This window comes from Sphingomonas molluscorum (assembly GCF_039522995.1).
Taxonomy (GTDB): Bacteria; Pseudomonadota; Alphaproteobacteria; order Sphingomonadales; family Sphingomonadaceae; genus Sphingomonas; species Sphingomonas molluscorum.
Window position 1 is genome coordinate 158404 of the sequence record NZ_BAAAEL010000008.1, and the last position, 26059, is coordinate 184462.

The 26059-nt window shown below is 67.0% G+C and carries 30 protein-coding genes; 10 read left to right on the forward strand and 20 right to left on the reverse strand.

From position 1 onward, the window contains the following. Positions 1-202 precede the first annotated feature (202 nt). The 6 genes from ABDZ92_RS10075 to ABDZ92_RS10100 all read left to right on the forward strand — a co-directional run bounded on the left by ABDZ92_RS10075 (position 203) and on the right by ABDZ92_RS10100 (position 5471). Positions 203-790 carry a histidine phosphatase family protein gene (locus tag ABDZ92_RS10075; RefSeq protein WP_125960600.1) on the forward strand — a complete coding sequence of 196 codons (588 nt, stop codon included), beginning with the start codon at positions 203-205 and terminating at the stop codon, positions 788-790. Next, positions 787-1593, forward strand: a complete 807-nt coding sequence (locus ABDZ92_RS10080; RefSeq protein WP_125960601.1) for a TIGR04290 family methyltransferase — start codon at positions 787-789, stop codon at positions 1591-1593. The genes ABDZ92_RS10075 and ABDZ92_RS10080 overlap by 4 nt, the downstream gene beginning before the upstream one ends. Further along, entirely contained in the window at positions 1590-2525 is a 936-nt protein-coding gene (locus ABDZ92_RS10085) for a glycosyl hydrolase (protein WP_125960602.1), read from the forward strand. Before ABDZ92_RS10080 ends, ABDZ92_RS10085 begins: the two co-directional genes overlap by 4 nt. A gap of 18 nt (positions 2526-2543) precedes the next feature. Then, positions 2544-3527 (forward strand): zinc-binding dehydrogenase, encoded by a 984-nt coding sequence (locus ABDZ92_RS10090; RefSeq protein ID WP_206432189.1) that lies wholly within the window; start codon positions 2544-2546, stop codon positions 3525-3527. Continuing rightward, positions 3524-4510: a Gfo/Idh/MocA family protein gene (locus ABDZ92_RS10095; protein WP_125960603.1), complete on the forward strand. Its 987-nt coding sequence runs from the start codon at positions 3524-3526 to the stop codon at positions 4508-4510. Before ABDZ92_RS10090 ends, ABDZ92_RS10095 begins: the two co-directional genes overlap by 4 nt. Positions 4511-4574: 64 nt before the next feature. Further along, entirely contained in the window at positions 4575-5471 is an 897-nt protein-coding gene (locus ABDZ92_RS10100; protein WP_125960604.1) for a bestrophin family protein, read from the forward strand. A gap of 1 nt (position 5472) precedes the next feature. Here the strand turns inward: ABDZ92_RS10100 and ABDZ92_RS10105 are convergent, their stop codons facing one another. After that, complete coding sequence (locus ABDZ92_RS10105) at positions 5473-5874, reverse strand: MerC domain-containing protein (protein WP_125960605.1); 402 nt, start codon at positions 5872-5874, stop codon at positions 5473-5475. A gap of 128 nt (positions 5875-6002) precedes the next feature. Between ABDZ92_RS10105 and ABDZ92_RS10110 the strand changes: the two genes are divergently transcribed. Next, positions 6003-6815: an SGNH/GDSL hydrolase family protein gene (locus ABDZ92_RS10110; RefSeq protein ID WP_125960606.1), complete on the forward strand. Its 813-nt coding sequence runs from the start codon at positions 6003-6005 to the stop codon at positions 6813-6815. A gap of 13 nt (positions 6816-6828) precedes the next feature. Here the strand turns inward: ABDZ92_RS10110 and ABDZ92_RS10115 are convergent, their stop codons facing one another. From ABDZ92_RS10115 to ABDZ92_RS10205, 19 genes are all read right to left on the reverse strand, one after another. Continuing rightward, positions 6829-7842, reverse strand: a complete 1014-nt coding sequence (locus ABDZ92_RS10115; protein ID WP_125960607.1) for an inorganic phosphate transporter — start codon at positions 7840-7842, stop codon at positions 6829-6831. Positions 7843-7850: 8 nt separating this feature from the next. Next, on the reverse strand, positions 7851-8912 hold the full coding sequence (locus tag ABDZ92_RS10120) for a DUF47 family protein (protein ID WP_239435436.1): 1062 nt from the start codon (positions 8910-8912) through the stop codon (positions 7851-7853). A 259-nt stretch (positions 8913-9171) separates the two neighbouring features. Then, positions 9172-9972, reverse strand: a complete 801-nt coding sequence (locus tag ABDZ92_RS10125; RefSeq protein WP_125960608.1) for a MipA/OmpV family protein — start codon at positions 9970-9972, stop codon at positions 9172-9174. Positions 9973-10067: 95 nt separating this feature from the next. Beyond that, the gene (locus ABDZ92_RS10130) at positions 10068-10793 is read right to left on the reverse strand and encodes a hypothetical protein (protein WP_241211816.1); all 726 of its coding nucleotides are present in this window, start codon (positions 10791-10793) and stop codon (positions 10068-10070) included. Between the two features lie 142 nt (positions 10794-10935). Continuing rightward, positions 10936-11679 carry an SDR family oxidoreductase gene (locus ABDZ92_RS10135; protein WP_125960610.1) on the reverse strand — a complete coding sequence of 248 codons (744 nt, stop codon included), beginning with the start codon at positions 11677-11679 and terminating at the stop codon, positions 10936-10938. Continuing rightward, the gene (locus ABDZ92_RS10140) at positions 11676-12728 is read right to left on the reverse strand and encodes a zinc-dependent alcohol dehydrogenase (RefSeq protein ID WP_125960611.1); all 1053 of its coding nucleotides are present in this window, start codon (positions 12726-12728) and stop codon (positions 11676-11678) included. Before ABDZ92_RS10140 ends, ABDZ92_RS10135 begins: the two co-directional genes overlap by 4 nt. A gap of 39 nt (positions 12729-12767) precedes the next feature. After that, the gene (locus tag ABDZ92_RS10145; RefSeq protein WP_125960612.1) at positions 12768-13508 is read right to left on the reverse strand and encodes an SDR family oxidoreductase; all 741 of its coding nucleotides are present in this window, start codon (positions 13506-13508) and stop codon (positions 12768-12770) included. 2 nt (positions 13509-13510) lie between these two features. Continuing rightward, entirely contained in the window at positions 13511-15733 is a 2223-nt protein-coding gene (locus tag ABDZ92_RS10150; RefSeq protein ID WP_125960613.1) for a hypothetical protein, read from the reverse strand. Between the two features lie 113 nt (positions 15734-15846). After that, entirely contained in the window at positions 15847-16881 is a 1035-nt protein-coding gene (locus tag ABDZ92_RS10155; RefSeq protein ID WP_164521246.1) for a patatin-like phospholipase family protein, read from the reverse strand. Between the two features lie 22 nt (positions 16882-16903). Beyond that, the gene (locus tag ABDZ92_RS10160; RefSeq protein ID WP_125960615.1) at positions 16904-17152 is read right to left on the reverse strand and encodes a glutaredoxin domain-containing protein; all 249 of its coding nucleotides are present in this window, start codon (positions 17150-17152) and stop codon (positions 16904-16906) included. A 227-nt stretch (positions 17153-17379) separates the two neighbouring features. Next, the gene (locus ABDZ92_RS10165; protein ID WP_125960616.1) at positions 17380-17832 is read right to left on the reverse strand and encodes a DUF2243 domain-containing protein; all 453 of its coding nucleotides are present in this window, start codon (positions 17830-17832) and stop codon (positions 17380-17382) included. 284 nt (positions 17833-18116) lie between these two features. Further along, complete coding sequence (locus ABDZ92_RS10170) at positions 18117-19025, reverse strand: formate/nitrite transporter family protein (protein ID WP_241211817.1); 909 nt, start codon at positions 19023-19025, stop codon at positions 18117-18119. Continuing rightward, on the reverse strand, positions 19000-19665 hold the full coding sequence (locus ABDZ92_RS10175) for an HAD family hydrolase (RefSeq protein ID WP_164521247.1): 666 nt from the start codon (positions 19663-19665) through the stop codon (positions 19000-19002). Before ABDZ92_RS10175 ends, ABDZ92_RS10170 begins: the two co-directional genes overlap by 26 nt. 91 nt (positions 19666-19756) lie before the next feature. After that, the gene (locus tag ABDZ92_RS10180; RefSeq protein WP_125960618.1) at positions 19757-20614 is read right to left on the reverse strand and encodes a type 1 glutamine amidotransferase; all 858 of its coding nucleotides are present in this window, start codon (positions 20612-20614) and stop codon (positions 19757-19759) included. 79 nt (positions 20615-20693) lie between these two features. After that, positions 20694-21461, reverse strand: coding sequence for a DUF72 domain-containing protein (locus ABDZ92_RS10185; RefSeq protein ID WP_125960619.1), 768 nt, complete (start codon positions 21459-21461; stop codon positions 20694-20696). Positions 21462-21478: 17 nt separating this feature from the next. Next, a complete protein-coding gene (locus ABDZ92_RS10190) occupies positions 21479-21808 on the reverse strand; it encodes a hypothetical protein (RefSeq protein WP_206432190.1) in 330 nt (109 codons plus the stop codon). 8 nt (positions 21809-21816) lie between these two features. Beyond that, entirely contained in the window at positions 21817-22602 is a 786-nt protein-coding gene (locus ABDZ92_RS10195; protein ID WP_125960620.1) for an SDR family oxidoreductase, read from the reverse strand. Between the two features lie 89 nt (positions 22603-22691). Next, positions 22692-23567, reverse strand: a complete 876-nt coding sequence (locus tag ABDZ92_RS10200; protein ID WP_125960621.1) for an alpha/beta fold hydrolase — start codon at positions 23565-23567, stop codon at positions 22692-22694. 58 nt (positions 23568-23625) lie between these two features. Next, complete coding sequence (locus tag ABDZ92_RS10205; protein WP_241211818.1) at positions 23626-24423, reverse strand: SDR family oxidoreductase; 798 nt, start codon at positions 24421-24423, stop codon at positions 23626-23628. 347 nt (positions 24424-24770) lie between these two features. Between ABDZ92_RS10205 and ABDZ92_RS10210 the strand changes: the two genes are divergently transcribed. The 3 genes from ABDZ92_RS10210 (at position 24771) to ABDZ92_RS10220 (ending at position 25933) form a co-directional block, all read left to right on the forward strand. Then, positions 24771-24965 carry a hypothetical protein gene (locus ABDZ92_RS10210; protein WP_125960623.1) on the forward strand — a complete coding sequence of 65 codons (195 nt, stop codon included), beginning with the start codon at positions 24771-24773 and terminating at the stop codon, positions 24963-24965. Positions 24966-25112: 147 nt separating this feature from the next. Then, on the forward strand, positions 25113-25673 hold the full coding sequence (locus ABDZ92_RS10215; RefSeq protein WP_125960624.1) for a DUF421 domain-containing protein: 561 nt from the start codon (positions 25113-25115) through the stop codon (positions 25671-25673). Positions 25674-25747: 74 nt separating this feature from the next. Further along, positions 25748-25933: a DUF3606 domain-containing protein gene (locus ABDZ92_RS10220; RefSeq protein WP_125960625.1), complete on the forward strand. Its 186-nt coding sequence runs from the start codon at positions 25748-25750 to the stop codon at positions 25931-25933. The last annotated feature ends 126 nt before the right edge of the window (positions 25934-26059 follow it).

Here is a 26059-nt window from a genome sequence, read left to right on the forward strand (position 1 = left end):
TGCATCCCCCAGCGGCACCTGCGTTGACTTGGCTCGCGCAAGCCTGTTCAAAGGCTTGTGTCCGTGATGAGGAAAAGCTTCTTCTTCATCTTTGTTCCCTAGGTTCGTTCCGGATCGGAAACTTTTTCCTGACAATGGGAACCAAAGGACGACGCAATGCGCTTTCAGCATCTATGTTGATCCTGCCCGACGCGGGCGCGCATTGAGCGCGACCGTCCTTCTTGCGCGTCACGGAAGCCATGATGAGGTTGGCGCGATCCTGAGCGGCCGGTCGGAGATCGCGCTCAACGCCGCGGGCCGTGCCGAGGCCGAACGGCTGGCCGAGCGCCTCACCGGAACCGCGCTCACCGCAATCCACAGCAGCCCGCGCCGGCGGACCCGCGAAACCGCCGAGATCGTCGCCGCGCGTCACGGTCTGGAGGTGGTGCTGGTCGACGCGCTGGACGAGGTCGACTTCGGCGCCTGGACCGGGTGCAGCTTCGACAGCCTCCACGGCGACCCCGAGTGGGATCGCTGGAACGCCGAGCGCGCGACCGCCTCCACTCCCGGTGGGGAGACCATGGCGGCCGCCACCACGCGCGCAGTCGCGCACATCGCCTCGCTCGAAGGGGCCGGCGGCCCGGTGATGTGCGTCAGCCACTGCGACGTGATCCGCGGGGCCGCAGCGCACTTCCTGGGGCTCAGCCTCGACCGCCTGCTCGCGTTCGACTGCGCGCCGGGCTCGCTTACCACGCTGGCGCTGGCAGGGGGCCAGGGCCGGATCGTCACGCTCAACGAGGTGCCGCAATGACGAAGATGCCGACCGATCGGCTCCGCGAGGAAGTGGCGCGGCTCGCGCCCTGGTTCCACAACATCGACTTGGGGAACGGCATCCAGACCGCACCCGATCACTTCCTGGGCGACTATCCGCGCTTCAAGTTCGAGCGCTTCGGCCCTGCCCTGCCGGAGGACATGACGGGCAAGACCGTGCTCGACATCGGCTGCAACGCCGGCTTCTACTCGGTCGAGATGAAGCGCCGCGGGGCGAGCCGTGTGCTCGGAATCGACAGCGACGAACGCTATCTGGCGCAGGCGCGGCTGGCGACCGAAGCGCTGGGCTTCACCGGCGTCGAGTTCGCCAAGCTCTCCGTCTACGACGTCGCGTCGCTGGGCGAGAAGTTCGACCTCGTGATCTTCATGGGCGTGCTCTACCACCTGCGCCATCCGCTGCTGGCACTCGACCTCATCCGCGAGCATGTCGCCGGCGACATGATGCTGTTCCAGACGCTGCAGCGCGGGTCGGACGAGGTGTGCGAGGTGCCGGAGGATCATCCCTTCTATGTGCCGGGCACCTATGACGCGCCCCCCTATTTCGACGATCCGGGCTATCCCAAGATGCACTTCATCGAGCGCGAGTACGCGCACGACTGGACCAACTGGTGGGCACCCAACCATGCCGCGTCGGAGGCGATGCTGCGCGCCTCGGGCTTCACGGTCGAGGCGCGCCCGGAACGCGACGTCTATCTGTGTCGCGTGGCGCCGGTTCCCTATGCGGAATACGGCCCTGCGGCAGTCTACCCGGCCCGCGGGCCGGAACAGGGGGGAAGCAAGTGATCGAAGCCGCGATGCTCTGGAACGAGCCCAACAACAAGTCGCACTGGGATCCCGAACTCGATCCCGAGTGGGCGATCTTCGCCGACACCATGGTTCGGGCGGGCAATGCGATCCAGGCGATCAATCCGGCGATCACCCGCGTGCTCGGCGGCATGTCGCCGATCGATCCGGCCTGGGTGCAGCGGATGGAAGATCGCGGCGTGCTCGACGCCGTCGATGCGGTCGCGGTGCACGGCTTTCCGCTCGACTGGAACCTGTGGCCGATCCACGCCTGGCCCGAGAAGATCGCCGAGATCGAGGCGGTGACAGACAAGCCGATCTGGGTGACCGAGGTCGGCGTCGGATCGTTCGGGGCGGAAGAGGTGCAGGTGTTCGGCGTCAACAAGACCGCGGAGCTTTTGATCGGCCGCGTGCCCCGCATCTTCTGGTATTCGCTCTACGACCTCCCGCAGAGCTGGGGCGCCACCACCCGCCATCGCGAGGCGGAAGGGTCGAGCTACTACCGCCATTTCTACATGGGGCTGATCCGCGAAGACGGCACCCCCAAGCCCGCGCTCGACGACTATGCCAAGGTGGCCTCCGAGATGGGGCTGATGCAGTGGTTCCATTATGAGGATCCGCGCCTGGACGAGGCGGTCGCCTGGATGAAGCGACTGGGCACGAAGAAGCTGCGCACAGGCCTGAGCTGGGCCGACAGCTTCCGCCCCAACGCGCTCGACTGGTTCGACCGGCAGATGGAGGCGATCGCCGACTTCGACGTCACCGTCACCTTCTGCTTCACGCCCGAGCACCTGGGGCCGGGCAAGCATCACACCAGCCCCCCGTATGAGCCGCAGCAGTTCGCCGATTTCTGTGCGTGGATGATCGACCGCTATGCCCCCGCGGGCGGCATCCAGGCGACGGCCGAGCCCGCGCTCGAAGTGCGCGCCTGATCCTAGATCCAACCAGGAATGACGATGACCGAAACGATGCGCGCGGCGGTGCTCGCCGCGCCCGCCACCATGGAACTGCAGCAGGTCGCCCTGCCCGAGCCTGGCGCAGGCCAGGTCCGGGTGAAGCTGGAAGGCTGCGGCGTCTGCGCCTCCAACGTCGAGCCGTTCGAAGGCCAGCCTTGGTCGCAGTTCCCCGGCGAACCGGGCGGCATGGGGCATGAAGGCTGGGGCATCGTCGACGCGCTCGGCCGGGACGTGAGCGGCGTCGCGATCGGCGACCGTGTGGCGATGCTGTCGGGCAAGAGCTACGCCGAATATGACGTCGCGGACGTCGGGGCGCTGGTGAAGCTGCCAGAGTCGCTAGCCGGCAAGCCCTTCCCCGGCGAGCCGCTGGGCTGCGCGTTCAACATCTTCCGCCGCGCGGACGTGCAGGCGGGACAGACGGTGGCGATCGTGGGGATCGGCTTCCTCGGCGCGGTGCTGACGCGGCTGGCGACGGAGGCGGGTGCACGGGTGATCGCGATCTCGCGGCGCCAGTCGTCGCTCGATCTCGCCCGTCACTATGGCGCGGCCGAGACGATCGTCATGGATGACCATTGGCGCATCCTGGAGGACGTGAAGCGCCTCACCGACGGGCGCGGCTGCGACCGGGTGATCGAATGCGTCGGCAAGCAGTGGCCGCTCGATCTGGCGGGCGAGCTGGTGCGCGAGGGCGGCCGGCTGGTGATCGCGGGCTATCACCAGGACGGTCCCCGCCAGGTCAACATGCAGATGTGGAACTGGAAGGGCATCGACATCGCCAGCGCGCACGAGCGCGACCCAGCGGTGAACCTGCGCGGACTGCGGGAAGCCGCGGAGGCGGTGGCCTCCGGCCGGCTCGACCCGACGCCGCTCTATACCCACCGCTATCCGCTCGACCGGCTGGACGAGGCGCTGCTCGCGACCCGCGACAAGCCCGACGGCTTCGTGAAGGCGCTGGTGACGTTCGGAGACGCCGCATGACCCGCCCGAAGCTCGGCTTCCTGGGCGTCGGCTGGATCGGCCGTCACCGCATGGAGGCGATGCTCGCCACCGGCGTGGTCGAGGCAGCGGCGATCAGCGATCCCTCACCCGAGATGGTGGCGGAGGCGCAGAAGCTCGCGCCGGATGCAGCGATGGTCGATTCGCTCGGCGCGATGCTGGCGCTCGGTCTCGACGGTGTGGTGATCGCGAGCCCGAGCGCGCTTCACGCCAGCCAGTCGATCGAGGCACTGGAAGCCGGCTGCGCCGTCTTCTGCCAGAAGCCGCTCGGCCGCAGCGCCGCCGAGGCACGCGCCGTGGTCGATGCCGCGCGGCGAGCCGACCGGCTGCTGTCGGTGGATTTCTCCTACCGGTTCACGGCCGGCATGCAGCAGATCGCGCCGCTGGTGCGCGACGGCGCGCTCGGCCATGTCCACGCGATCGACCTCACCTTTCACAACGCCTATGGCCCGGACAAGCCGTGGTTCTACGATCCCGCCCTGTCGGGCGGCGGCTGCGTGATGGACCTGGGGGTACACCTGGTCGACCTGGCGCTCTGGACGCTCGGCTTTCCGGAGGTGCGGGAGGTCACGTCTCACCTGTCGAGCGGGGGGCACCCCCTCGCCGATCCAGATCGCCAGGTAGAGGACTATGCCGTGGCCACGCTGGTGCTGACGGGCGGTACGGTGGTACGCCTCGCCTGCTCCTGGCGCCTGCCTGCCGGCCAGGACGCGGTGATCGACGCGAGCTTCTACGGCACCGGCGGGGCGGCCGCGCTGCGCAACCTCAACGGCTCCTTCTACGACTTCCGCGCCGAACGCTTCGAGGGCACCACTCGGCACCTGCTTGCGGAGGCACCAGACGCGTGGGGCGGTCGCGCCGGCGCGGACTGGGCCGAGCGCCTGGCCCGCTCGCCCCGCTTCACCGAGGATGCGGAAGAGCTGGTGCGCAGTGCCGAGGTGCTCGACCGCATCTACGGCCGTTGACGAGGGGCTTGCACCGACTCAGGCGCATGGCGGAACCGGCGTGGATCGTTCCTGAGGATCGCCCATGATCGTCCTTCGCCGGCCCACGCTGTGGGATATCCTGTTTCGCGTACGCGGATCGATCATCGGCAGCATCGCCCCCCGCCTGGCAGCGATGCTGCTGATCGCCAGCGCCGCCGTGCTGCTCGCCGCGCGCACGCCAGCCATACTCACACAGCTCGGCGCGATACCCTTCACCCTGATCGGCCTCGCACTCTCGATCTTCATGAGCTTCCGCAACAACGCGTGCTACGATCGCTGGTGGGAGGGTCGGAAGCTCTGGGGCCAGCTGATCATCGAGGTTCGCACCTTCGCCCGCCAGACCGCGCACCTTTCGCCGGAGATCCGAACGCCGCTGCTGATGGGGCTCGTGGGGTTCAGCCACGGTCTGGCAGCGCGCCTTCGTGGCAAGCCCGAAGCGGCCGCGATCGTCCCTTGGTTTGACGGGAAGGACTGGGCAGACCAGCCGAACCCGACCGATGCGGCCTTGCGGTCGGTGGGGCGCACATGCAGCCGGCTCGTACAGGACGGCCACATCAGCGACATCCGCTACTCGGTGCTGGAACAACCGCTGACCGGCCTGGCTCAGGTGCAGGCCGGATGCGAACGCATCAAGGCGACGCCCCTGCCCTACGCCTATTCGCTGCTTCTTCACCGCACGGCCTATACCTTTTGCCTGCTGCTGCCCTTCGCGCTGGCGCAATCGCTAGGCTGGTGGACGCCGCTAGTCGTACTGGTGGTCTGCTATACCTTCTTCGGGCTCGATGCGCTGGGGGATGAGATGGAAGACCCGTTCGGGCAGGAGACGAACGACCTGCCGCTGGACGCCCTCGTCCGCACGGTGGAGCGGGAACTGCTGGCAGCCGTGGGACGGACCGATCTGCCGCCGCCGCTCCTTCCGAAGGATGCGGTGCTGCTCTAGCTCAGCCGACAACGGCCGGCGGGCGGGTGCTCGCGTGCCAGTTCCAGCCGTGTCCCAGGGCCAACAGCAGCGCACCGGCGACGCTCAGCGCCGTCTCCACCACGGGTCCGGTGGGCAGAAACGCGCCGGCACCCAGCAGCGGCAGCCCGAGGGCCGCGATCACCAGCGGCAGCGGATGACGATGGCGGCGGAAGCCCAGCCCCAGGGCCACGGCACTAGTCGGCACTGCGAAGGCGAAAGCGAGCGCGTGGAAGCTCTCCGGCAGCGTTAGGAAGGCGGCGAGCATCGGCACCGCGACGATGAGCACGGGCAGCAGCAGGCAGTGCGCCAGGCAGAGCAGCGATGCCCCCATTGCTGCGCCGTCCAGCCATTGCTGCCGCCGCGCGGCCATCTGTCGTTCCATGCTTGCACCTCAACGCCAACGAGCGCGGGAGATGATACTTTGTATCATGGACGTCAAGGGCACCTCGGGGAAAGGTTGCATGCCTCTCAGCGGGGCCGCTACCCTCTGCATCAGAGAAGGAGAGGATCATGCGCCATTCCATCAGCCGCTGGCTCGGATCCGCATTGCCCCTGGCGGCGCTCGCCGGGTGCGCGCACGCGCCAGCCCGCCCGGCGCTCGGCGCGAACGCCCGCTATGTCGCGATGGGCAGTTCCTTTGCCGCCGGCCCCGGTATCCCCGAGCCTGTCGCCACCCCCGCTGCCCGCTGCGGCCGATCGACGAACAATTACGCGCACCAGTTCGCCCGCATGCGGGGGCTGACGCTGGTCGACGTCACCTGTTCGGGCGCCACCACGGCGCATATCCTGGGTCCCTGGAACGAGCTGGCGGCGCAGCTGGACGCGCTAACGCCCGACACGGCGCTGGTGACGGTCACGATCGGCGGCAACGACGTGAACTATGTCGGCAGCCTGATGAACGCCTCGGCCGGACGCGAGATTCAGCCGCCGACGAACGAGGCATGGGAGCGGCTCGCGCAGAGCTTCGATCGCATCGCCGCCGAGGTGCATCGGCGCGCACCGGGTGCCAGGCTGGTGTTTGTCGACTATCTCAGCCTGCTGCCGAACGGTCAGCCCTGTGCGGGCACCCCGGTCTCGCCGGAGCAGGCCGAAAAGCTGCGGAGGACGGCGCGCCACCTGGAGGAGGCGACCGCGGCAGCCGCGAGCCGGGCGGGCGCCGGCCTGATCCGCGCCTCCGCACTGTCGCGCGAACACGACGTCTGCGACGCGGAACCCTGGACGACCGGCTATGCCGCGGAAGAAAGGGGCCCGGTTCCGTACCACCCCAACCGCGACGGCATGCGGGCCGTCGCGCAGGCACTCGACGCGAGCTTGCCGCGATGAGCGCGGCTGTCGTTCAGAACAGCCGCGTCAGGAGGTAGAAGAGCGCACCCACCGCGGCCGACGCCGGGATGGTGATGACCCAGGCGACGACCACGCTGCTCGCCACGCCCCAGCGGACGGCCGAGGCGCGCCGCGCAGTTCCCGCGCCGATCACCGCGCCGGTGATAGTGTGGGTCGTCGACACGGGGATACCGAGCAGGGAGGCGCAGAACAGCACGATTGAGCCGGCGAAGGACGCGCTGAACCCCTGGTGCTGTGACAGCTTGGTGATGCGCGAGCCCATCGTCTCGATGATCTTCCACCCACCCGTCAGCGTACCGAGCGCGATCGCGATGTAGCAGCTGATCGCTACCCAGTGCGGCACCTCGAACGCGCCGTGCAGATAGCCGGTCGAGTAGAGCAGCACGGTGATGATCCCCATCGTCTTCTGCGCATCGTTCAGCCCGTGGCTGAGCGAATAGGCGCCGGACGAGAGAAGGTGCAGGACCCGGAACGATCGCTCCGCATTGCGCGAGGTGGCACGCGCGAACAGCCAGCTCGTGATCAGCATCACCAGCATCGCCAGGATCATGCCGATGGTGGGCGACAGCACGATCGCGATGAGGGTCTTGTTGAGGCCGCTCCACTGGATGCCGGTCATGCCGGCATGGGCGACGCCCGAGCCGATCATGCCGCCGACCAGCGCATGGCTGGACGAGGAGGGCAGCCCCTTCAGCCAGGTTACGACGTTCCAGAACATGGCGCCGACGAGTGCCCCGAACACCACCGCCGGCGTGATCAGGTCCTTGTCGATCAGCCCCTGGCCGATCGTGTCGGCGACCTTGTGCAGCGCCGGAAAAGCGATGGTCAGGAAGTAGGCGGCGAAGTTGAACACCGCGGCAAAAGCGACGGCGTGGACAGGACGCAGCAACCGCGTCGCCACCACGGTCGCGATCGAGTTCGCCGCATCATGCAGGCCGTTCAAAAAGTCGAACGCAAGCGCGACCAGGATCAACCCGATCAGCAGCGGCAGGGCAAGTTCGTGCATGGGGTGCGTCAGGCGTGGTCGACGACGATGCCGTCGATCTCGTTCGCCACGTCCTCGAACGCGTCGACGATGCGCTCGAGATGCTTGTAGATCTCGCGCTGGACCGAGAAGCGCAGCGCATCCTCCGGCCCCAGTTCCTTGAACGCGCGCTTCAGCCCCGCCGTGTGGATCTCGTCGGCGTGGCTTTCCATGCGGACGAGGCGTTCGGTCAGTTCGTGAAGACGCCCGCCATTGCTTCCAAGGTCGCGCAGCAGCGGCATCGCCTCTGCCGTGATCCGGGACGCGTCGACGATGATCGCCGCCATGTCCTTCATCTCCTGCTCGAACTCGGTGACCTCGTAGAGGTCGATCGCCTGCACGGCTGCCTGCATCTCGTCGATGGCGTCGTCCATCGAGCCGATCAGGCTGATGATCGCGCCGCGATCGAACGGCGTCAGGAAGGTCTCGCGCACGGTGCGCAGCACCTCCCGGATGATGTCGTCGGCGTCGTGCTCGCGCTCGATCACCTCCTGGATGTGGTCGCGATTGCCGTCCTGCAGCAGCCGCGCGAGGGCATCGGCACCCGCCGTCACGGTCCGGGCATGCGCCTCGAACATATCGAAGAAATTTCCGGTCTTCGGAAGCAGCCGTTGAAACCATCCGAACATGCGATTCACCTTAGACTTTTCGGCCACCGTGCTGAGCAGATCGGTGCGCCGTATTGCTGCTTTCATTTCCGAAGGCCCGAAGGAACGGATCAGTTCGCGCAGGTCCGGCTCCTCGACCGCGGCCGCAGCCTCGGGCAAGCTGAACCAGCGACGCTCGCGCTCCGACTGTTCCTTCCAGCTGTCGAGTTCCTGGCTGACCGCCAGCGGAAACACCTCGACGTCGATCATCAGCGAGGCGCCGTTGCGCCGCCGCTTGCGATAGCGATAGGAGCCCAGGGACGTCGGGCAGACGAGGCCGAGAACACCGGCCTCTTCCTCCGCCTCCCGCGCGGCGCCGGCATGCGGCGCCTCGCCCTTGTCCAGGTTGCCCTTCGGGATCACCCACCGCTTGGTTTCGCGCGAAGTCACCAGCAGGACGCGCACGGACGCGTCCCTGGCGGGACCTTCGGAACGATACGGCAGGGCGGCAATCTGGGGAATGAAGGGAACTCCGTGGCGGGCGGGGCCCGTTACAATCTGCGCCTGCCTTGGCGCAAGACAATCCGGTGAGGCCGTGCCCTGATCCTGAACGGTGCATGTCCGGCACCTTCCCGCGAAAGCCTTAATGGAAGGTGCGGGCGATGCATCACCGGAGGTCGGCCGGACGCGCAGCGGCAATGCCGCGCCCGTCAGCCGCGCCGGCCTAGCGGAAGGTGTAGCTCAGGGCGACGCCGCCCGACAGCTGGTCGCGCGAGCCGAAGTTGCGCACGACGGGGGAGCGGCCGGCATCCGCCACCAGACGGTCGTACTTGGCGTAGCTGTAAAGCCCCCAGCGTGGGGTCACCTGGAAGATGAGGCCGGTCGTCGCCCCTACCGACTGCAAGCCGCCCTCCGCGTCGTATGCGGGCAGCCCCGTCGTTGCCGCGGTCTCCTCGCTGATGCCGAAGTATTCGCGGTGGTAGCGACCATTGGCGAAGGTGGCGCGCGGGCCCAGGGAGAACAGCCACTGGTCGCCGTCGCGCGCGACATAGTCTGCACTTACGGTACCGATCAGCCCTTCATGCCCGCCCAGACCCTGCCGGAACTCGGTCCGGAGGCGGAACGCCGGCGCCACCTCATATTGCACGAACCCGCCTAGTTCGACGGTGAAGCCAACCTTGGGCAGCACCCCGTCGGTATCGTTGCGCGAGCGATCGCCTTCGAACCCGAATGCGACACCGAACTGCCACCCGTTGCTCCGCGCCAGAATGGGGCCGGAGCCTTCGTCCGGCGCCTCGAACGGAAACGGATCATCGCCCCGGGCTCGGGCGATGTCGATCAGCGGGCGCACGCTGACCGAGTCGGATCCCGGAAAGCTCGGCACGAGCTGAGGCCCCAGTGCGATGCGGGTCCTCCACGGAGCGCGTTCCTCGCTCTCCTCCTGGGCATACGCCGCGGGGCCGGTCGCGAGCAGGGCCAGCGAAAACGCCCTTCCGGTATATCTGAGTGCGTCGCTCGGCCTCATGGCAGACGGTACCTCCTCACCTGCGGTTCACGGAGCTTCCCTGCACAAGGCTTCTTGCGGCGTTCGGCTTACCGGAAAGTCGTTCTCACAAGAACTTACCCGAACCAGCGAGAAGCGCCAGTACGCCGTAGACCAAGCAAAGCGCCAGCGACGACGAGCAGCGCGGCGGCCGCAGTGGAGGCCGCGACGACGCCGGCCTGCTGCCCGCCGGAGGCATAGATGGCGGCGAGCGCCCAGAGGAATACGAGCGCAAAGGGCGGGTTGCCCCAGCCGCGGATCAGCGCCGCTGCCGCGATGATGCCGCCCACCAGCACGACCAGCGCCGTCACCACGGCACCGTTTTCGAGCTCCACCCCGTGAAAGCGCAGCGCCGCCGCGATGTTCACGATGGTCGCCGCGGTCAGCCAGGCAGCGAGCGCACTCAGCGGCAGAACCGCAAGCCAGCGCTGGCCGGTCGTGAAGCGCGGCTTCCAATCGGAAATGCGGCGATAGGCGGTGAGGAGGCACAGCAGCGTACAGACGATGATCGCCACCGAGATCACCGTCAGCCCGGCAACCTGCGTGTAAGCAGCCCAGAGGGCGTTGCCCAGGAACGCCCCCGCCGCGGGCCACCGCAATTCCGCTACCAGCGCGTCGTTCCGCTGCCCCGGAAGCGCCTGGTAGATCGCGAACAGCATCGAGCCGAGGTAGAGCAGGCCCCAGATCGAAAACGCCCAGCCTGCCGGCGTGATCAGCGTCCGGACCTCGTCGGACTGGGAACCGATCGGCTCACCGATCCCCAGTGACGGAAGCACCGGCGTCAGGATCTGCAGAACCGCCATGAGGATGACGGCGATGCGAGGCGCCGAATCGGCGGGCGATGCATGCGATGGCGCGAGGCTGGACATGGCGGCAGAACGCGCAGCGATACTGCGGGTTGCGGCGGTCTCGGGCGAGCCGTCGCCCCGCTCGAAGGGGGACGACCTAGTAGATCTTCTGGTGCAGGGGCTCGATGCGCAGCGTTACCACGTCCACGCCTCGAGGCCGCGTCGCCGCATAGAGGATGGCATCGGCGACCTCGGCCGGCGGCAGCATCTGGAATTCCTCGATGAAGCGGCTGCGCTCCTCGGCCGAATAGGGCTGCATCGCGGATCCGATCGCACCGGGTTCGATCAACGTCAGGCGGATGCGCTCCGGCATCAGTTCCTTGCGCAGCGTCTCGGCAAAGGAAGCAACGCCGCCCTTGGCGGCATTGTAGACGCTCTCGCCCGCCGCTTTGATGTGGACGCTGATCGAGCCGACGAGCACGATCATGCCATGGTCGATCCCGGCCGCGCGGATCCGCTCGATGGCGGCGCGGGTGCAGCCGACATAACTCGCAAGGTTGCTTTCGAGCACGTAGCGCCAGCCCGCATCGTCCATTTCCATGAGCGGTCCCGATCCGACGCCGGCACAGGCGATGAGCATGTCGAGACCGCCAAGCTTCTCGTCCACCGCCCCGAAGAGCGCAGCGATGCCCGCACTGGTGGAGAGATCGGCCGCGAAGGCGTAAAGCGGTGCGCCGCCGCCGAGCTCCGCCGCCGCGCCGGCAAGGTCCGCCTCCGGGCGGTCGGTGATCAGGATGTGCGCCCCTGCCGCGATCATGCGGGCAGCGACCGCCCGACCGACACCACCGGCGCCTCCCGTGATCAGGACCCGCCTGCCCGCAAGGATCGCCCCGTCGATCATAGCGTGATCGCCACGAAGACGGCGCCGGTTTCCTGCTTGCGATCGGCCGTGTCGAAGGCCTCGTTGATGCGGTCGAGCGGGAAGCGATGGGTGATCAGTTTCTTCACGTCGATGCGTCCCTTCGCGATCAGGTCCAGCACCATCCCCTGTTCGCGATAGATCTGGTGCATGGCAAAGCTGGCGCTGGGGATCAGTTGGATCTCGGACATCTGGATCCGCTGCCATTCGAGCGGGATCGCGATCTCGCCCGCATCGAAGCCGCCGACGATCACGACCTTGCCGGCACGGCGCACCATCTTGGTGGCTTGCGGCAGCGTCTGGGGCATCGACTCGCCGCCCGCGCATTCGAAGACGATGTCCGCGCCGCGTCCGCCGGTGAAGGCCTTCACCCGCTCGACGGCATCCTCGGTGGCGCTGTTCACCACCGCATCGGCGCCCAGTTCCCGTGCCAGTTCGAGCGCGCTCTCCACCACGTCGCAGATGATCACGTCGGCGCCGCTTGCCTTCGCGAGTAGCATCTGCCCGAGGCCGATCGGTCCTGCGCCGATCACCGCCACAGTGTCGTTGATGCCCAGTCCGGACAGGTGCTGCGCGTGCAGGCACACCGAGAACGTGTCAATCAGCGACGCTTCCTCGAAGCTCACATGGTCAGGAAGCTTGTAGAACTTCTCGGCCGGGCCGGCGACATATTCGCCATAGGCACGCGACACATATTGGGTCCGCACGTCGTAGAGGTGCTCGCAGATGTTGTAGCGCTGGATGCGGCAATAGTCGCAGACGCCATCGCCCATGACCGTTTCGATCACGACGCGGTCGCCGGGCTTCACGTTGGTGACGCCCTCGCCGACTTCCACCACTTCGCCGGCCAGTTCATGCCCCATGATGTGGCATTCCAGCTCCGGCTCGTGCTTTTTCCAGTGGCGCAGGTCGGTCCCGCAGATCCCTGCCACACGCACGCGTGCCAGCACGAAGTTGGATGCGGGCAGGATCGGCCGCTCGACCTCGGTGACGACGAACGTGCCTTCGGCGGTCTTGAGTGCAGCCTTCATCGAGCGGCCGGCTCCTTGTTGTGGGATGGGGCGGGAAGTTCAGCTCGTCTTCTGCACGCGGGGCTCGATCCGCAGATTGACGACGTCGCAGGCCGAGGAGCGGCTGAGGACGAAGAGGATCGCCTCGGCGATTTCCTCTGCCTGGAGCATCTCCTGCTTGGCCACCGCTTCCCGCTTCTCTTCCGGGCTGCACTCCTGCATGTCGGTGTCGACCGAGCCAGGCTGGATCACGCTGACCTTGATGTTCTTGTCCGCCACTTCCTTGCGGAGGGTTTCGGCGAACGCCTGAACCCCGGCCTTGGTCGCGGAATAGACGCTCTCGCCCTCCGCCTTGATCTCGGTGCTGATCGAACCGACGAAGAGCAGGTGCCCGCCGCCCTGTGCCTCCATCCGCGTCATCGCCGCCTTCGCCGACGCAAGGTAGCCGACCAGGTTGGTCTGGACCACGTAGCGCCAGTCTTCGTCCGCCATCTCGTCCAGCGGATCGGCGCCCAGTGCCGCGCAGGCGACCAGCATGTCGACGCCGCCGAGCTTCTCGTCGACTGCCTGGAAGACGGCGTCGATCCCCCCCTTGGTCGCTGCGTCCGCGGTGATGCCGAACAGGTCCTGCCCGCCGCCCGCCCTTGCGAGCGCCTGGTCCAGTGCCTGCTGGTCTCGCCCGAAGGTGAGGACACGCGCACCTTGCCCGGCAAGGAGCGCAAGCGTCGCGCGACCGATGCCGGTGGTACCGCCCGTCAGAAGGATGCGCTTGCCCGCAAGCGACGTATGCTCGATCGCCATGTCTATTCCCAGCTGAGGACGATGCGGCCGTTGGCCGGCACGTTGTAGTCGGTGCGGTCTTCCGAACTGCTGTGTGGGCGGACCGAATCGCCGCCCGCAGTGGTAACGCTGCTCTTGGGAAGCTTGCGCCGCTTCAGCCGCACGAGCCGAAGGTTGGCGGTACAGGTCTCCACCCCGTCGAGGGTGATCGTCACGGCGCGCTCACCGGTGCGCTCGATCCGTCGCAGCAGATAGTCGCAGTAGATCCGGAAGGGTGCACCCTCGACATCGTGGAAGGCTCGTGATGCGAAGATGAACGCAGCGCCGGCGCCATAGACCTCCTGGCCGACCTGCCCCGCCTGCTGCCCGTCGGGATACAGGTCTTCCAATGGGAAGGAGAGCTTCGGGTCGATGTGTCCGTTGGACTCGCGCTGCTGGTCCGCCACTGCCTCGGCCGGCAGTGCGTCCGGGTAATAGTACCAGGCACGCGACAGGACGTATTTGCAATACTCACTGATCAGCATGCGCGCTTCGGGTTCGAGTTCCGGGCCGCTGTCGTTCAGAAACCGCTCGAACGCGACGAAGGTGTCGAAGCATTCGTACATCGCCATGTACGGGGCATCCTGAAGACAGGTTACCCCGAGGAAGGTCTCGTAGCTCTCGGCATGGCCGATCTGGCTGTCCCACAACACGCTGTTGTGGAAGAAGCTCGCGAGATAGACGTAGCTTTGCTGGAGATAGACTTCGCGATTGGTGATCCGCCAGAGGCGCATGCAGGCGGCGGCGCCCCAGGCCGTGAGATTGGCCTGGTAGTTGATGTTGAACCGCAACTCGATCGCCGCTTCGATCGCGGCCCGCGCCTCGTCCAGGTAGCGCTTGTCATCGGTCAGCTCGAACGCCTGCAACATGACCCAGGCGTAAATGCCACCCACGTCGGTCTGCCCCCGCCCGTCGGCAGGCGCGGTCTTCTCGATGATGGAGAAGTCGGTGACGTTGTACTGGATCGGCCATCGGTATTCGAAATGCTGCGCGGCCCGGATGCCGTACTCGAGCGAGGACAGGAACAGCTCCCGCGCATCCGCGTCGCCGTCCAGCGCCAGGATGCCGAGGTTGAGCAGCGGGTGGTACAGGTACCAGCTGTCGACCGCGTCGGCGTCCTTGTCCTTGCCGACGTTGGGAAGATAGCGCCGCAGTGTAGCGAGCTTCGGATCGTAGAACTTCTGCAGGCCCGCCTTCAGTTCGGCTTCCAAAGGATGCGGTTCACCCCGCCACTTGCCCCAGTCGTGCAAGGCGGTGATTACCGACATCTGGACCATGATGTCGGGATACTCCGCTGCGGTATACGGATGGACGTAGCGGTGCCCGTAGTGGCGGATGGTCGCCTCCGGCGCCTCCGCCAAGTCGCGGGCAGCCCGTTCCGCTCGATCCACCCAGTCGCGATACTGAACCGGCGGAAGCTCCAGGGCCTTGTAGGCGGTGCCCAGCATCTGGATGAACTGGCGCGCGGACTCCCGTTCGTCCGGCGGTGCCGTGTAGCGGAACACCACGATCGCATCGGAGATCGTGACGGTCTTGCCCGCCTCCAGCGCCGCGGACGCCGGATCCTGGTCGCGCTCGGGCGTCGGCAGGAGATAGCCGAGCTCGGGCCATTCCCCGCCCACTACCCCATCCGGCTTGGTGCCCGTGTCCCGATAATAGTCGTTCAGCGCGGTGAGGTTCTGGAAATACAGCACATTGCCGAAGTCCGGCTCCTCGATGCGGAAGTAGAGCAGCCCGCCGTTCAAACCCCGCTGGGCCGCTTCGACCGTGCCGCTTGCGGCAACCGGATCATCCTCGCGCCCGAGGGGATAGATATCCCGCGGCGCAAACGGGATGAGGATCGACGTTTCAGGGGTCAGGCAGACGGTGATGCGCAGGATCTCCAGCGCCTCCGATCCGATCCCGAAGACAATGTGATGCTCGCCCATGCCGCTGATCACCCGAAGGCGAGCGGATTCGCCGGGCCGGGCATCCAGCACCTCGCATTCGAACGGTGCGGCGATAAAGGCAGCCCGCAGCGCGAGCCCCCCTTTGCCGGGACGCCGCACGATCGCAAAGACGCCGTCCCGGGCGGCGACCACCTCCACCTCGAGCTCACCCGAGCGGAATCGGGAAAGAGGCTTTTTGTGGCGACGAAGATCTTCGCGCAGCGCCAGGAGGTAGGGGCTGACCGGCAGGATCTCCTTCGAGATCGCCGTTGTCGCCATCAACACCTCCCTGATCTGCTTCGCCCTGCTTTCAAATGCCGCCAGCGATCGGGTTGTTCCCGTTGGAAAGGGAACATACGACGAATTGTCGGAGCCTTCTAACGTACGTTAGTTCAAGCAGGAATCCTGCCGTCACCGGCAGCATCATGGAGGGTGAGACCGGTCTGGCCGACCGTGATCTCGCCCGTTCGCAGTCTACGCACAAGTGCGTCGCCATCCCGGCGTCCGCTGTTCCACCGCTGCAGCACCGACCGCGGGGAGAAGTCCATCGCCTTGCCGGCGACCTCTTGCTCCTGGTCGCGGTAGGCGGTGGTCACCAGCGCTACCGAGCGGCACGTCTCCCGCCCAGGGCAGCCGTTCTCGAAAAAGGTGCGCCAGCGCGAGAGCGTCCTGCGGGATTGGGCCGCAAAAGCGAGATCCTGCATCCGCCCGGCAACTTCACCGATGGTCTTGGGCCGGCGCGAGGAGAGCGGAAGAAGGTCCGACGCGATGCACAGGATCGGCGTGGAACCGGAGTCGAGCATCACCGGATCGATCGGGAGGTTCATCGACAGTCCGCCGTCTCCGAGGAGGCGGCCGTCCACCTCCACCGCCGGATAGGCGGTCAGCAGGGCTGCGCTCGCGCGGATATGATCCGCCGACAGCCGCTGCCGGGCGGTATCCAGCAGAACCTCCTCACCGGTTTCGATATCGACCGCGACGGCCGTCATGCGCATCGGGCCGCGGTTGAGCAGGTCGAAGTCGACAAGATCCTGAAGCGTGCTGCTCAGCGCCTGGGTGTCGTAGACGGCGGGCGAGCCGGCGCCCCCGTCCCCCTGCCGCCACGCGGGAGAGGAGCCGAGCGGCCCGAACAGTCCGGGGCGGCCCGTCAGAAGCGTTTCCACTACGGCACCGGTCCGGCGCCACCCCTCCGGCAGCATGTCCCACGGCATCGGCCAGCCCTGCTCGTCCGCTGGGCGCCAGAGCTTGCGGAGGCGGTCCACCCGGTCCTCCGGGGCATTGCCTGCGATGATCGCGCCCGTGACCGCGCCGATCGAGGTGCCGACGACCCACTCCGGCTCGATGTCGGCATCGTGGAGGGCCTCGTACAGGCCGGCATGATAGGCGCCGAGCGCGTTGCCGCCGCCAAGCACCAGGACGATCTTCACGTCCTGGATTTCTGGCCGGGGCTCAGTTGCTGGCAAGGAAGCGCTCGAGATCGTCACTGCCGCCGATCCGTTCCCCGTCGATGAAGACCTGCGGCGTGGTGGAAACGCCCTGCTCCTCCTTGTACCGGTCCACTTCCTCGCGGGACCGGAGCAGATGGTCTTCGACCTCGTAGCCGGCGGCTTCCAACATGGCCTTGGCGCGAACGCCGAAGGGGCAGGTGTGTTCCGGCAGCACCATCCGGTACAGCGTTGCCTTACGTTCCGTGCTCATCGGTCGGCTCCTTTGCGTCGTCGGCCGAAATCCTGTTCAGTCGACGGAATGGTGGGGACGGCTCTTCGGCGCGGGCTCGACAGGCCACGATCGTTCATCGCGGGCATCTTGGGGGATTCCTCGTCGCGACAGAGAGGGAGTGGCTGAAGGGCCGCTCGTCCAGTCCAGAACGCAGCGCGGTCGCAAGCGTTGCGCCCTGCCGGGCAGATGGCCGGCATTCGCTGCCTTCAGCGGCGCCGACACAGCCACCAGCCGACCGCGACCATCCCTGCTCCCCATAGCAGGAAGAGGCCGTCCCACACGGAGAGCCCGGCCGGTTCATAGACGTGGTGGACTTGAAGCAGGTGATGATCGATCACCCCCTCGACCAGGTTGAACAGGCCCCAGCCGATCAGCAGGGCCCCACCGAAAAGGCGCCCAGACAGGTCGGCGTCGCCCCGACGCCCCGCGCGCCAGAGAAGCGCGATGCCGATGGCCGTGAGCATCCAGACGCCGGCGTGAAAGAAGCCGTCCCACACCATGTTCACCTTGGCCCCGACATAGTCGGTGTTCGGTATGCGACCGGACAGCATGTTGTGGAACTGCATGATCTGGTGGAACAGGATCCCGTCCACGAAGCCGCCCATGCCCATGCCGAGTGCGAGGCCGGCGGACAGAAGCGGTCGGCGGCTGGCGATCATGACCGGGACCTTTCCTCAGGCTCTTGAAGGACCAGAGCGACCACCGCGAGCAGGAGCGTCAGCGGCAACGCGACCGCGCAGGCATTCCACCACAGGTCGCCCGCCAGCAGGCGTTCGCGCACGGATGCTGCCTGGGGCGAATGACACAGGGTGCATGCGAGCGCCGGCACCGGAAGGAGCGCCGCGGGCGCCAGGACGGCGATCCCGGCGAGGTGCCTGAACCTTGCTGCCATCCCGTGCAGACGCGTGGCCGGCGCCAGGGTTCCGGCGCTCAGGAACTGCCGCTATTCGCCCTCGTCCGGATCAAGCTCCCCGTGCACCTGGCCATGGGCGAGCACCGCGAACAGGCCGGTGCCGCCGATGATGTTGCCCAGCAACGACGGCAGGACGATGCGGCCGATGGCATCGGAGAGACCCACCTCTCCTTGCAGCCACAGCAGCCAGGCCTCGCCCGATCCCGCGACCACATGGCTGAAGCCACCCAGGGCGATCACATAGGTGATCAGGACGATCACCCAGAACTCGCTGCCTCGCGCATTCGGCAGGATCCATGCGATCGACGCCACCAGGAAGCCCGCCGGCATGCCCAGCATCAGCGTCGTCATCGCATCGTGCCGGAGTAGCGAGCGCGAGACCTCCAGCGTGGCGGAGAGTTGCTCCGGCCCGACGATGATCTGATGGGCGACCAGCAAGGCGACGAAGAAGGTGCCGATCAGGTTGGCGATGAGGACGGTGACCCAGAGACGAAGCAGCCGGGCAAGGTTCCGGCGCGTCGGGTGAGTGGCGAGCGGAAGCACCGCCGTCACCGTATTCTCGGTGAACAGTTGCAGGTTGCCCAGGATCACGATCACGTAGCCGACCGAATAGCCGAGCGAGGAGATCAACTCCGCCCAGGGTTCCTTGGGCAGCTTCTCCTGCAAGAACGCCTCGGCCAGGATCGACGCGCTGAGGCCCACCCCTGCCGCAAAACCGGAGAAGATCAGCGAGGCCAGCGGCCTTCCGAGCTCCTCGTCTCCCTGGAGCCGGATAACCTCGTGGACGACCTTGGGCGAGCCCGAGCGGCGCTCGTCGACGGAATCAACCTCCTCCTCGGTCAGACCTTCCACGGGCTCGGCCTCTGGACCGCCCTCGCTTTTCAGGTCCTCGTCGCGCGAGCCGGACATCTGCTCAGCGTCCCAACGGGGAGCGGTCATACTCCGCAAGCAGCGCCGCGACATCGTTGTAGATCGCGATCGCGCCTGCTTCGCGGAGCGTCTCCTCGGGGAACTTGCCCGAAAGCAAAGCGATCGTCGCGATGCCGCATTTGCTGGCAGCCTCCACGTCATAGGGGCTGTCGCCGACCACCAACACCTCCTCTGCCGACAAGGGTGCCACCTTTTTCAGTGCAGCCACGAAGATGTCGGGCGCCGGCTTGGTATGTTCGACATCCCCGGAGCTCGTGGTCGCCTGGACGAGGTCGCGCGCATCGAGCAGGTCGAGATAATGATCGACCTCCTCGGCCGACGCGGACGAGGCAAGCACCACCGTCTGCCCCGCCGCATGCACGCGGGCGAGCAGATCATGCGCGCCGGGGAACGGCCGCACCTGTTCCAGCAGGTCGGGCTTGAAGACCGCGCCATGCGCCTCCCCGAGCTTTTCGATCAAGTCCGCGTCCGCATCAGGGATGAGCGTCGGCACCAGCATGTCCTTGCCCTTGCCGATCTGGCCGTGGATGGTCGCGCGGTCGAAATCGGCTTCGATGCTCCGGAATGCTTCCTCCCAGGCGAGCACGTGCATGTCGTTGCTGTCGACCAGCGTCCCGTCGACGTCGAAGAATACGGCTCGATATTTCACGTAGGACGGTTCCCTTCCGGAAAGGTGATGGCGGCAAAGCCGAGGCTCAACGCACGAACGTGCCGGAAGGACCGGCGGATGTCGGCCCCGCTCAGGCGCGGCCGCGAGCGGAGCGGGTCGGCAGCACCAGATGGGTGAGGAAGTTGCGCAGCTCCGTCATGCGCGCAGTCGCATCCGTCACCTGCTCGTTCAGTCCGAGCCGCCACGCGAGATCGCGCCGATCGGGCTGGCGGTGCAGTTCCTCCACCAACGCGGCATGGCTTTCCACGTCCTGCTCGTTCTGGGCGAGACCGTGCTCGATCAGGTCTTCCGATTGGCGGCGGAGGGCCGCGGCGACTTCGCGCAACGAGATTTCCGGATGATATTGCACGCCCCAGAAGATGCCGTTCCCGTGGCGGATCTCGGCTGCCTGGACCCGCGTCACCGAGTTCGATGCCAGCAACCGGGCACCCTCGGGAAGCGCGGCGACTTCGTCGGTGTGGATCGCCGGCGCATCGAATACCGGCGGGCGCCCGTCGAGGAGGAGATGGCCCTCTCCCGCCGGTTGGCGCGCGATCCGGCGTGCGAAGCCCGCCTCCCGCCGCTCCTGCATCGCCCGAACCGTGCCGCCAGCCGCGACCACCGCCACCTGCAAACCGGCGCACGAACCGAAGGCAGGGGTGCCGGATTGGAAGACCGCGCGCATGAAGTCGATCTCGCGCCGTGTCTCGGGCGTGTCCTCGTACAGATGCAGCGGCGAACCGGTGAGGAACACCGCGTCATAGCCCTCCAGCCCGACGGCATCGGGCACCCTGCTTCCGCGGTCGGCCGGCTTCACGCGGTCACAACTGGCGTCCGGCGCCAGGTCGCCCAGGCGCTTGAGGAAGGTCTCGCCGGAACTGCGGCCGACACTGTCCCGCCGCTTCTCGCGGGCGGCGGGCGGCTCACTTTCGGCGACAAGGATACGCATGGACGCTCGCGGACAACAGGGGATGGGAACGGGCGGCGGACAGCCTTGCCCTGCCGGGTCGGAGGAGCTGAAACGTCAACTATCCCAAATGGTTGCGCCCCAATCCATCGACCCTATCCTCCTCGCTTCCAAAGGACTCGATGAGCTGCAATGCGTTGGCGAGGGCCGCGCCGGACGCCGTGTTGTCGAAGATCGTCCAGCACTCGGCAGCGGTGGTGCCCGCCGCGGCCATCGCGTCATGAAGGCGAGCGATCGCGCCCGCATCGTATGAGGATCGATAGATGACCGGCGATCCGTGCAGCCGGAAATAGGCCAGCCCCGCCCATCCGCCCGGCTCGGCCGCGCGGGGATGAACCGCAGGGTCGGCAGCCACGCGCGAGACGGCATGGTCGCGGAGCAGTCGTTCGGCGGCTTCCTCGAACCAGCTGGGATGCCGGGGTTCGCAGACGATGGCAGGCCCCAGCCGCGCGGCCAGTTCCGTGAAGAACGCGGTCGCAACCGCCGGCTCGAATGCAAGGCTGGGTGGCAGTTGCACCAGCGTCGGCCCCCGATTGCTGCCGAGGCCCGCGACCTCGTCGGCGAAGCGCCCCAGCAGATCGCCACAGCCGGCCAGCTTGTGCTGGTGGGTGATGGTCTTCGGCAGCTTGACCGAGAAGCGGAAGTGCGGCGGGACGCTCGCCGCCCAGCGCGCGTAGGTGGAAGAGCGATGCGGGCGATGAAAGCTGCTGTTGATCTCCGCGGCGTCGAGCCGGCGCGCGTAGCGCTGAAGATGGGTTCCCTCGCCCGGCACCACCCCGGCGGCTTCGCGCGGGATCGACCAGCCCGCGGTACCGATCCGCAACCGCACCGCTGTGCTACCCGCTCCTAGAGCGTCCATATGCGATAGCAGCGGATCAGTATCTCTTCCTGCGAAAACCGGGCTTCTAGATCGCGTCGGTACCGGGCCCACCAGTCCCGGTCCACGTCGTCGACCACGACTTCTGCGGTGATCATCCGATCACGGGCGGTGCCGTCGCCGCGCCCCTCCGCCCAAAGCCCCTCGGCCGGGCTCCGGCTGAACAGGGTGACGCCACCGAACGCCTGCAGAAGCTCATGGCGTACCCGGTCGAACATCTCTCGTGCGAAGGGGGCGCCTTCATTGGAGGTGGTCGGCAGGAAGAGCTCGACGAGCCAGCGGGGCTGCAGATCGTCCACCGCTTCCCTCACCCGACCAGCAGCGATTCCGCGCCGTCGATCCAGACCGGTGTGCCGCTGATGTGTCGCGCCTGATCCGAAAGCAGGAAAAGCACGAGGTCCGCCACTTCGTCCGAGGTGCCGGGCTCCCCATCGGTCAGCGGGATCTTCCCTTCCGGATATTCGACCGGCTCGCCCGCGACCGCCGCGTCGCGGTGTACCGTGCTGTCCTCGATATCGGTCTCGATCTGCCCCGGGCAGATCACGTTCACGCGGATCCGAAACTTGGCGAGTTCCAGCGCGAGCATCTTTGCCATCGCGACCTGCGCCGCCTTGGTGCAGCTGTATGCGGTCGCGCCGGCGTTCGAGAAGATCCGGGTGCCGTTCACCGATGCCGTGATGACGATGGCGCCGGCACCCGCATGCTTCAGGTGCGGCACGGCATAGTGGAGCGTGAGATAGGTGCCCCGCAGATTGGTGTTCATGGTACGGTCCCACTCGTCGGGCCCGAGTTCGTCGATGGGCGCCCAGACGCCGTTGATGCCGGCGTTCGCGAACACATGATCGAGCCGCCCATAGGCGCGCACGAGATCGGCGACCGCGGCCTTCACCTGATCCTCGGCCGAGACATCCGCGACGAGCGGCAGAGCGCGACCGCCTGCATCCGCGATCTGGCGCGCGACCTGTTCGGCATCCTCGGCGGTGTGGGTCAGCACCCCGACTGCGCAGCCTTCTTCCGCCAGCCGCAGGGCAACGGCCTTGCCGATGCCTGAGCCCGCGCCGGTTACCAATGCCACCTGTCCCGAAAAGCGCATGCCGTCAGCCCCACTATCCAAGCTTGTGACGTCCGAACGATCCCGAGGGCGCTTCTATCCCGCCCCGCCAGCCGGTCGTGGCGACCGGTTCAAGATTGGAGGTGATCGAGGATCCGCGCCGTCACCCGCTCGGGCTGCTCCAGATGCAGCCAGTGGGTCGCATCCTCCAGGATCTCCAGGTCACCCTGCTCGCACTGCCCCAGGCTCGCACGTGCGACATGCGGCTCCAGGAAGCTGTCCTTCCCGCCCCACAGGATACGCGTGGGCACCGCGATCCGCGCCGATCCGCCGGACCTTCGATGCCGAAGCGCGCGATAGTAGTTCAGCATGGCGGTAAACCGCCCCGGCCGCTGCCAGGCCTGCATGTAGCGGTCGAGCGCTCCCGCCTCGAATGCGCCGGGAGCGGCCGAGCCCTCCATCATCGTGCGCAAGCCTGCAAAGTCGAAGCTTCCGAACACGGCTTCCGGCAGCCACGGAAGCTGGAAGAACATGGCATAGCTGCTCCGCAGCGCCTGGGTCGGGTGCTTGAGCGCCTGCGCTCCCCATACGTCCGGATGCGGCGCGTCGAGGATCACCAGCTTCTCGACATGGCCGGCGTGGCGAGCCGCGACCCACCAGGCGATCACCCCGCCCCAGTCGTGGCCGACGAGGTTGAAACGCGGCACGTGGAGAGCCTCGGCCAGGGCAACCACATCGGCTGCCAGCACGTCGAGATCGTAGGAGGCGAGACCCTGCGGCGCCTCGCTCAGATTATAGCCTCGCAAATCCGGGACGATCACCCGGAAGCCGGCATCGGCCAGGGGCTGGATTTGCTTGCGCCAGGCCCACCAGAATTCCGGGAACCCGTGCAGCAGGATGAGCGGCTGCCCGTCTCCCGGTCCGGCCTCCACGACATGCAACTCGATGCCGTTCGCCCGCACCTGCCGGCTCGTCCAACCCGCGGCGATCCATTCGTTTTTGGTCATGCCGGCTCAAGCCGCGGGAACCAGAGGAGTTCCCGCGCTCGCGACCGGGCCGGCGGCGTCAGGGGTTCCCCTTCCCGCCATTCGCCCCGACCACACCACCGGTGGTGAAACCCGAATCGTCGGAGGCGAGAAGCACGTAATGCGCCGCCAGTTCCGCCGGTTGGCCGGCGCGTCCCAGCGGCGTGTCCTTGCCGAACTCGCCAAGCTTCCCGGGCAATTGCCCGCCGGCGACTTGCAGCGGCGTCCAGAACGGGCCCGGCGCGACCATGTTGACGCGGATCCCCTTCTTGGCGAGTTGCTTGGCGAGACCCTTGGTGAAGATCAGGATCGCGCCCTTGGTCGAGGCGTAGTCGAGCAGTTCCTCGCCCGGATCATAGCTGTTCACCGAACCCGTGTTGATGATCACGGCGCCGGGCTTCAGGTGCGGGATGGCGCTCTTGCTGAGGCGGAAGGTCGCAAAGATGTTGGTCTCGAATGTCCGGACCATCTGCTCGTCGCTGATCTCCGAGATGTCGGCCTTGCTTTGCTGGTAGGCGGCATTGTTGACGAGGATGTCGAGGCCGCCCAGCCCTTCCACTGCGCGCGCGATGATGCGCCTGCAATTGTCGAGGCCGCGAATGTCCATGGGGATGGCCACTGCCTTGCGCCCGGCCTCGCGGATCAGGGAGACGACCTCGCGGGCATCCGGCTCCTCGTCCGGGTGGTAGTTGATGGCGACGTCGGCACCTTCCCGGGCATAGGCGATGGCTGCCGCACGTCCGATGCCGCTGTCGCCGCCGGTGATCAGCGCCTTCCGGCCCAGGAGCTTGCCCGAGCCCTTGTAGCTGGTCTCCCCGCAATCCGGCCGCGGGCTCATCTTGCTCTGCAGGCCGGGCCAGGGCTGGCGCTGTTCGGGAAAAGGCCCGGCTGTATATTTGCTCCGCGGATCCCGCAGCGGAGCCGGTGCCGCGCCTGGGCCTGCGCCCTGGGCCAATCCGGGAGCGGCAGTCGCCGCCAAACCCAACGCCGCCCCGCCAAGCAACGCCCGGCGCGAAGGTTCGCCTGTGCTCACTGTCTGTCTCCTGATTGGGAAAACCCCGAACGGGCGGCAGCATCAAAGGTTTCGCGATGCTGGGACAAGGATCGCCCCAACCCGAAAACCGCGACATCGATGGCGCAATCCGCGGCATCTGTGCGTTGACCAGATACACACGGAGGTTCGCAATGGACGAGCGCAAGATCAGCAACGGCCCAAACGAACGCGCGCGGGACGAAAGCATCGCGGGGACGGGTCCCGGCATCCCTGACGAAGCCCTTGCCCCCGGCGAAGCGCTTCCGGCCGCGCCTTCCGACGAAGAAGTTCAGCGCGTCGCGGCAAAGCTCGGAGTAGCGGGGACAGCTGAGCGCAAGGACGATTGATCGGGCCGATCCGGGTCGACGGTCTTTACACCTTGCTCCGGAGCCCCGCTCGTCGCAGCCCGGTCGCCCTTCTATTTTCCTGCCGGCCCGCACTGCGGCCCGCTTCCCGCGTTGAGCGATCGGATTGGCAGCAGGAAAGGGAACGACGTGGACTTGGCAGAACTGTTGCTGGGCATCGGGCGTGAGGCGCAGGCGCTTTCGGCCGGACAGATGGCCTGCCGCGCAGTCGTCCTCTATGTCGCCACGCTCGCGATCGTCCGGATCGGCAAGAAACGCTTCCTCAGCCGGGCGAGCGCGTTCGACGTAATCGTCGGCATCGTCATAGGATCGATCGCCAGCCGCGCGATCACCGGCAACGCGCCCATCCTGCCATCACTTGCAGCCATCGCGGCCGTGGTCGCGCTGCACTGGCTGGTCTCGGCCGTCGCGGTGCGGTGGCATGGCTTCGGCCATCTCATCAAGGGAGGCGATGAGATCCTGATCCGCGAAGGCGTCGTCGACGAGCACATGCTCCGTGCCGCCCATATGACCGACCGCGATCTCAGCGAGGCGCTGCGCGAGGAAGGTGTGGCGGACCCCGCAGGCGTGAAGCAGGCGCACCTTGAACGCAACGGCAAGGTCAGCGTGATCAAGTCGGAAGGCGGGGCGAAGGTCGTCGATATCGTCGTTGCGCCTGGGGTGCAGACGGTGCGGATCGAGATCGACTGACGCTCCTTCGGTCGATGCGCGGGAACCCGTCCGCAGTGCCGTGGATTCCAGTTCTACCTATCAGGAGGCAGGAAATGGCAGACGACAAGACCAAGATTGGCGGCAGCGATCGCCGGACGGTGGCAGCCGACGAACCTTACGAAGTCGAGTATTTCGCGCGCAAGCACGGCTTGCATGCGGAGCAGGCCCGCGAACTCATCGGCCGGATCGGCAATGATCGCGCCGCACTCGACGCCGCCGCTGAGCAGCTGAAGGGCTAGGCCCTTGTTCCTGCTCTTCTCCCGCCGGATCGGCTGCCTGGGGTCGCTGGTGATCTCGGCCATCGCGACCGTGCTGATCCTGGCGCTAATGGGAGTCGTGCAGATCTAGAAGCGCGCAACTTTCCT

Bases quoted from the DNA above. Each gene is read 5' to 3' on its own strand.
- ABDZ92_RS10080 (WP_125960601.1), top strand. From the start codon at position 787: ATGACGAAGATGCCGACCGATCGGCTCCGCGAGGAAGTGGCGCGGCTC.
- ABDZ92_RS10090 (WP_206432189.1), top strand. From the start codon at position 2,544: ATGACGATGACCGAAACGATGCGCGCGGCGGTGCTCGCCGCGCCCGCC.
- ABDZ92_RS10095 (WP_125960603.1), top strand. From the start codon at position 3,524: ATGACCCGCCCGAAGCTCGGCTTCCTGGGCGTCGGCTGGATCGGCCGT.
- ABDZ92_RS10100 (WP_125960604.1), top strand. From the start codon at position 4,575: ATGATCGTCCTTCGCCGGCCCACGCTGTGGGATATCCTGTTTCGCGTA.
- ABDZ92_RS10105 (WP_125960605.1), bottom strand. From the start codon at position 5,874: ATGGAACGACAGATGGCCGCGCGGCGGCAGCAATGGCTGGACGGCGCA.
- ABDZ92_RS10110 (WP_125960606.1), top strand. From the start codon at position 6,003: ATGCGCCATTCCATCAGCCGCTGGCTCGGATCCGCATTGCCCCTGGCG.
- ABDZ92_RS10115 (WP_125960607.1), bottom strand. From the start codon at position 7,842: ATGCACGAACTTGCCCTGCCGCTGCTGATCGGGTTGATCCTGGTCGCG.
- ABDZ92_RS10125 (WP_125960608.1), bottom strand. From the start codon at position 9,972: ATGAGGCCGAGCGACGCACTCAGATATACCGGAAGGGCGTTTTCGCTG.
- ABDZ92_RS10130 (WP_241211816.1), bottom strand. From the start codon at position 10,793: ATGGCGGTTCTGCAGATCCTGACGCCGGTGCTTCCGTCACTGGGGATC.
- ABDZ92_RS10135 (WP_125960610.1), bottom strand. From the start codon at position 11,679: ATGATCGACGGGGCGATCCTTGCGGGCAGGCGGGTCCTGATCACGGGA.
- ABDZ92_RS10140 (WP_125960611.1), bottom strand. From the start codon at position 12,728: ATGAAGGCTGCACTCAAGACCGCCGAAGGCACGTTCGTCGTCACCGAG.
- ABDZ92_RS10145 (WP_125960612.1), bottom strand. From the start codon at position 13,508: ATGGCGATCGAGCATACGTCGCTTGCGGGCAAGCGCATCCTTCTGACG.
- ABDZ92_RS10150 (WP_125960613.1), bottom strand. From the start codon at position 15,733: ATGGCGACAACGGCGATCTCGAAGGAGATCCTGCCGGTCAGCCCCTAC.
- ABDZ92_RS10160 (WP_125960615.1), bottom strand. From the start codon at position 17,152: ATGAGCACGGAACGTAAGGCAACGCTGTACCGGATGGTGCTGCCGGAA.
- ABDZ92_RS10165 (WP_125960616.1), bottom strand. From the start codon at position 17,832: ATGATCGCCAGCCGCCGACCGCTTCTGTCCGCCGGCCTCGCACTCGGC.
- ABDZ92_RS10170 (WP_241211817.1), bottom strand. From the start codon at position 19,025: ATGACCGCTCCCCGTTGGGACGCTGAGCAGATGTCCGGCTCGCGCGAC.
- ABDZ92_RS10180 (WP_125960618.1), bottom strand. From the start codon at position 20,614: ATGCGTATCCTTGTCGCCGAAAGTGAGCCGCCCGCCGCCCGCGAGAAG.
- ABDZ92_RS10195 (WP_125960620.1), bottom strand. From the start codon at position 22,602: ATGCGCTTTTCGGGACAGGTGGCATTGGTAACCGGCGCGGGCTCAGGC.
- ABDZ92_RS10200 (WP_125960621.1), bottom strand. From the start codon at position 23,567: ATGACCAAAAACGAATGGATCGCCGCGGGTTGGACGAGCCGGCAGGTG.
- ABDZ92_RS10205 (WP_241211818.1), bottom strand. From the start codon at position 24,423: ATGAGCCCGCGGCCGGATTGCGGGGAGACCAGCTACAAGGGCTCGGGC.
- ABDZ92_RS10210 (WP_125960623.1), top strand. From the start codon at position 24,771: ATGGACGAGCGCAAGATCAGCAACGGCCCAAACGAACGCGCGCGGGAC.
- ABDZ92_RS10220 (WP_125960625.1), top strand. From the start codon at position 25,748: ATGGCAGACGACAAGACCAAGATTGGCGGCAGCGATCGCCGGACGGTG.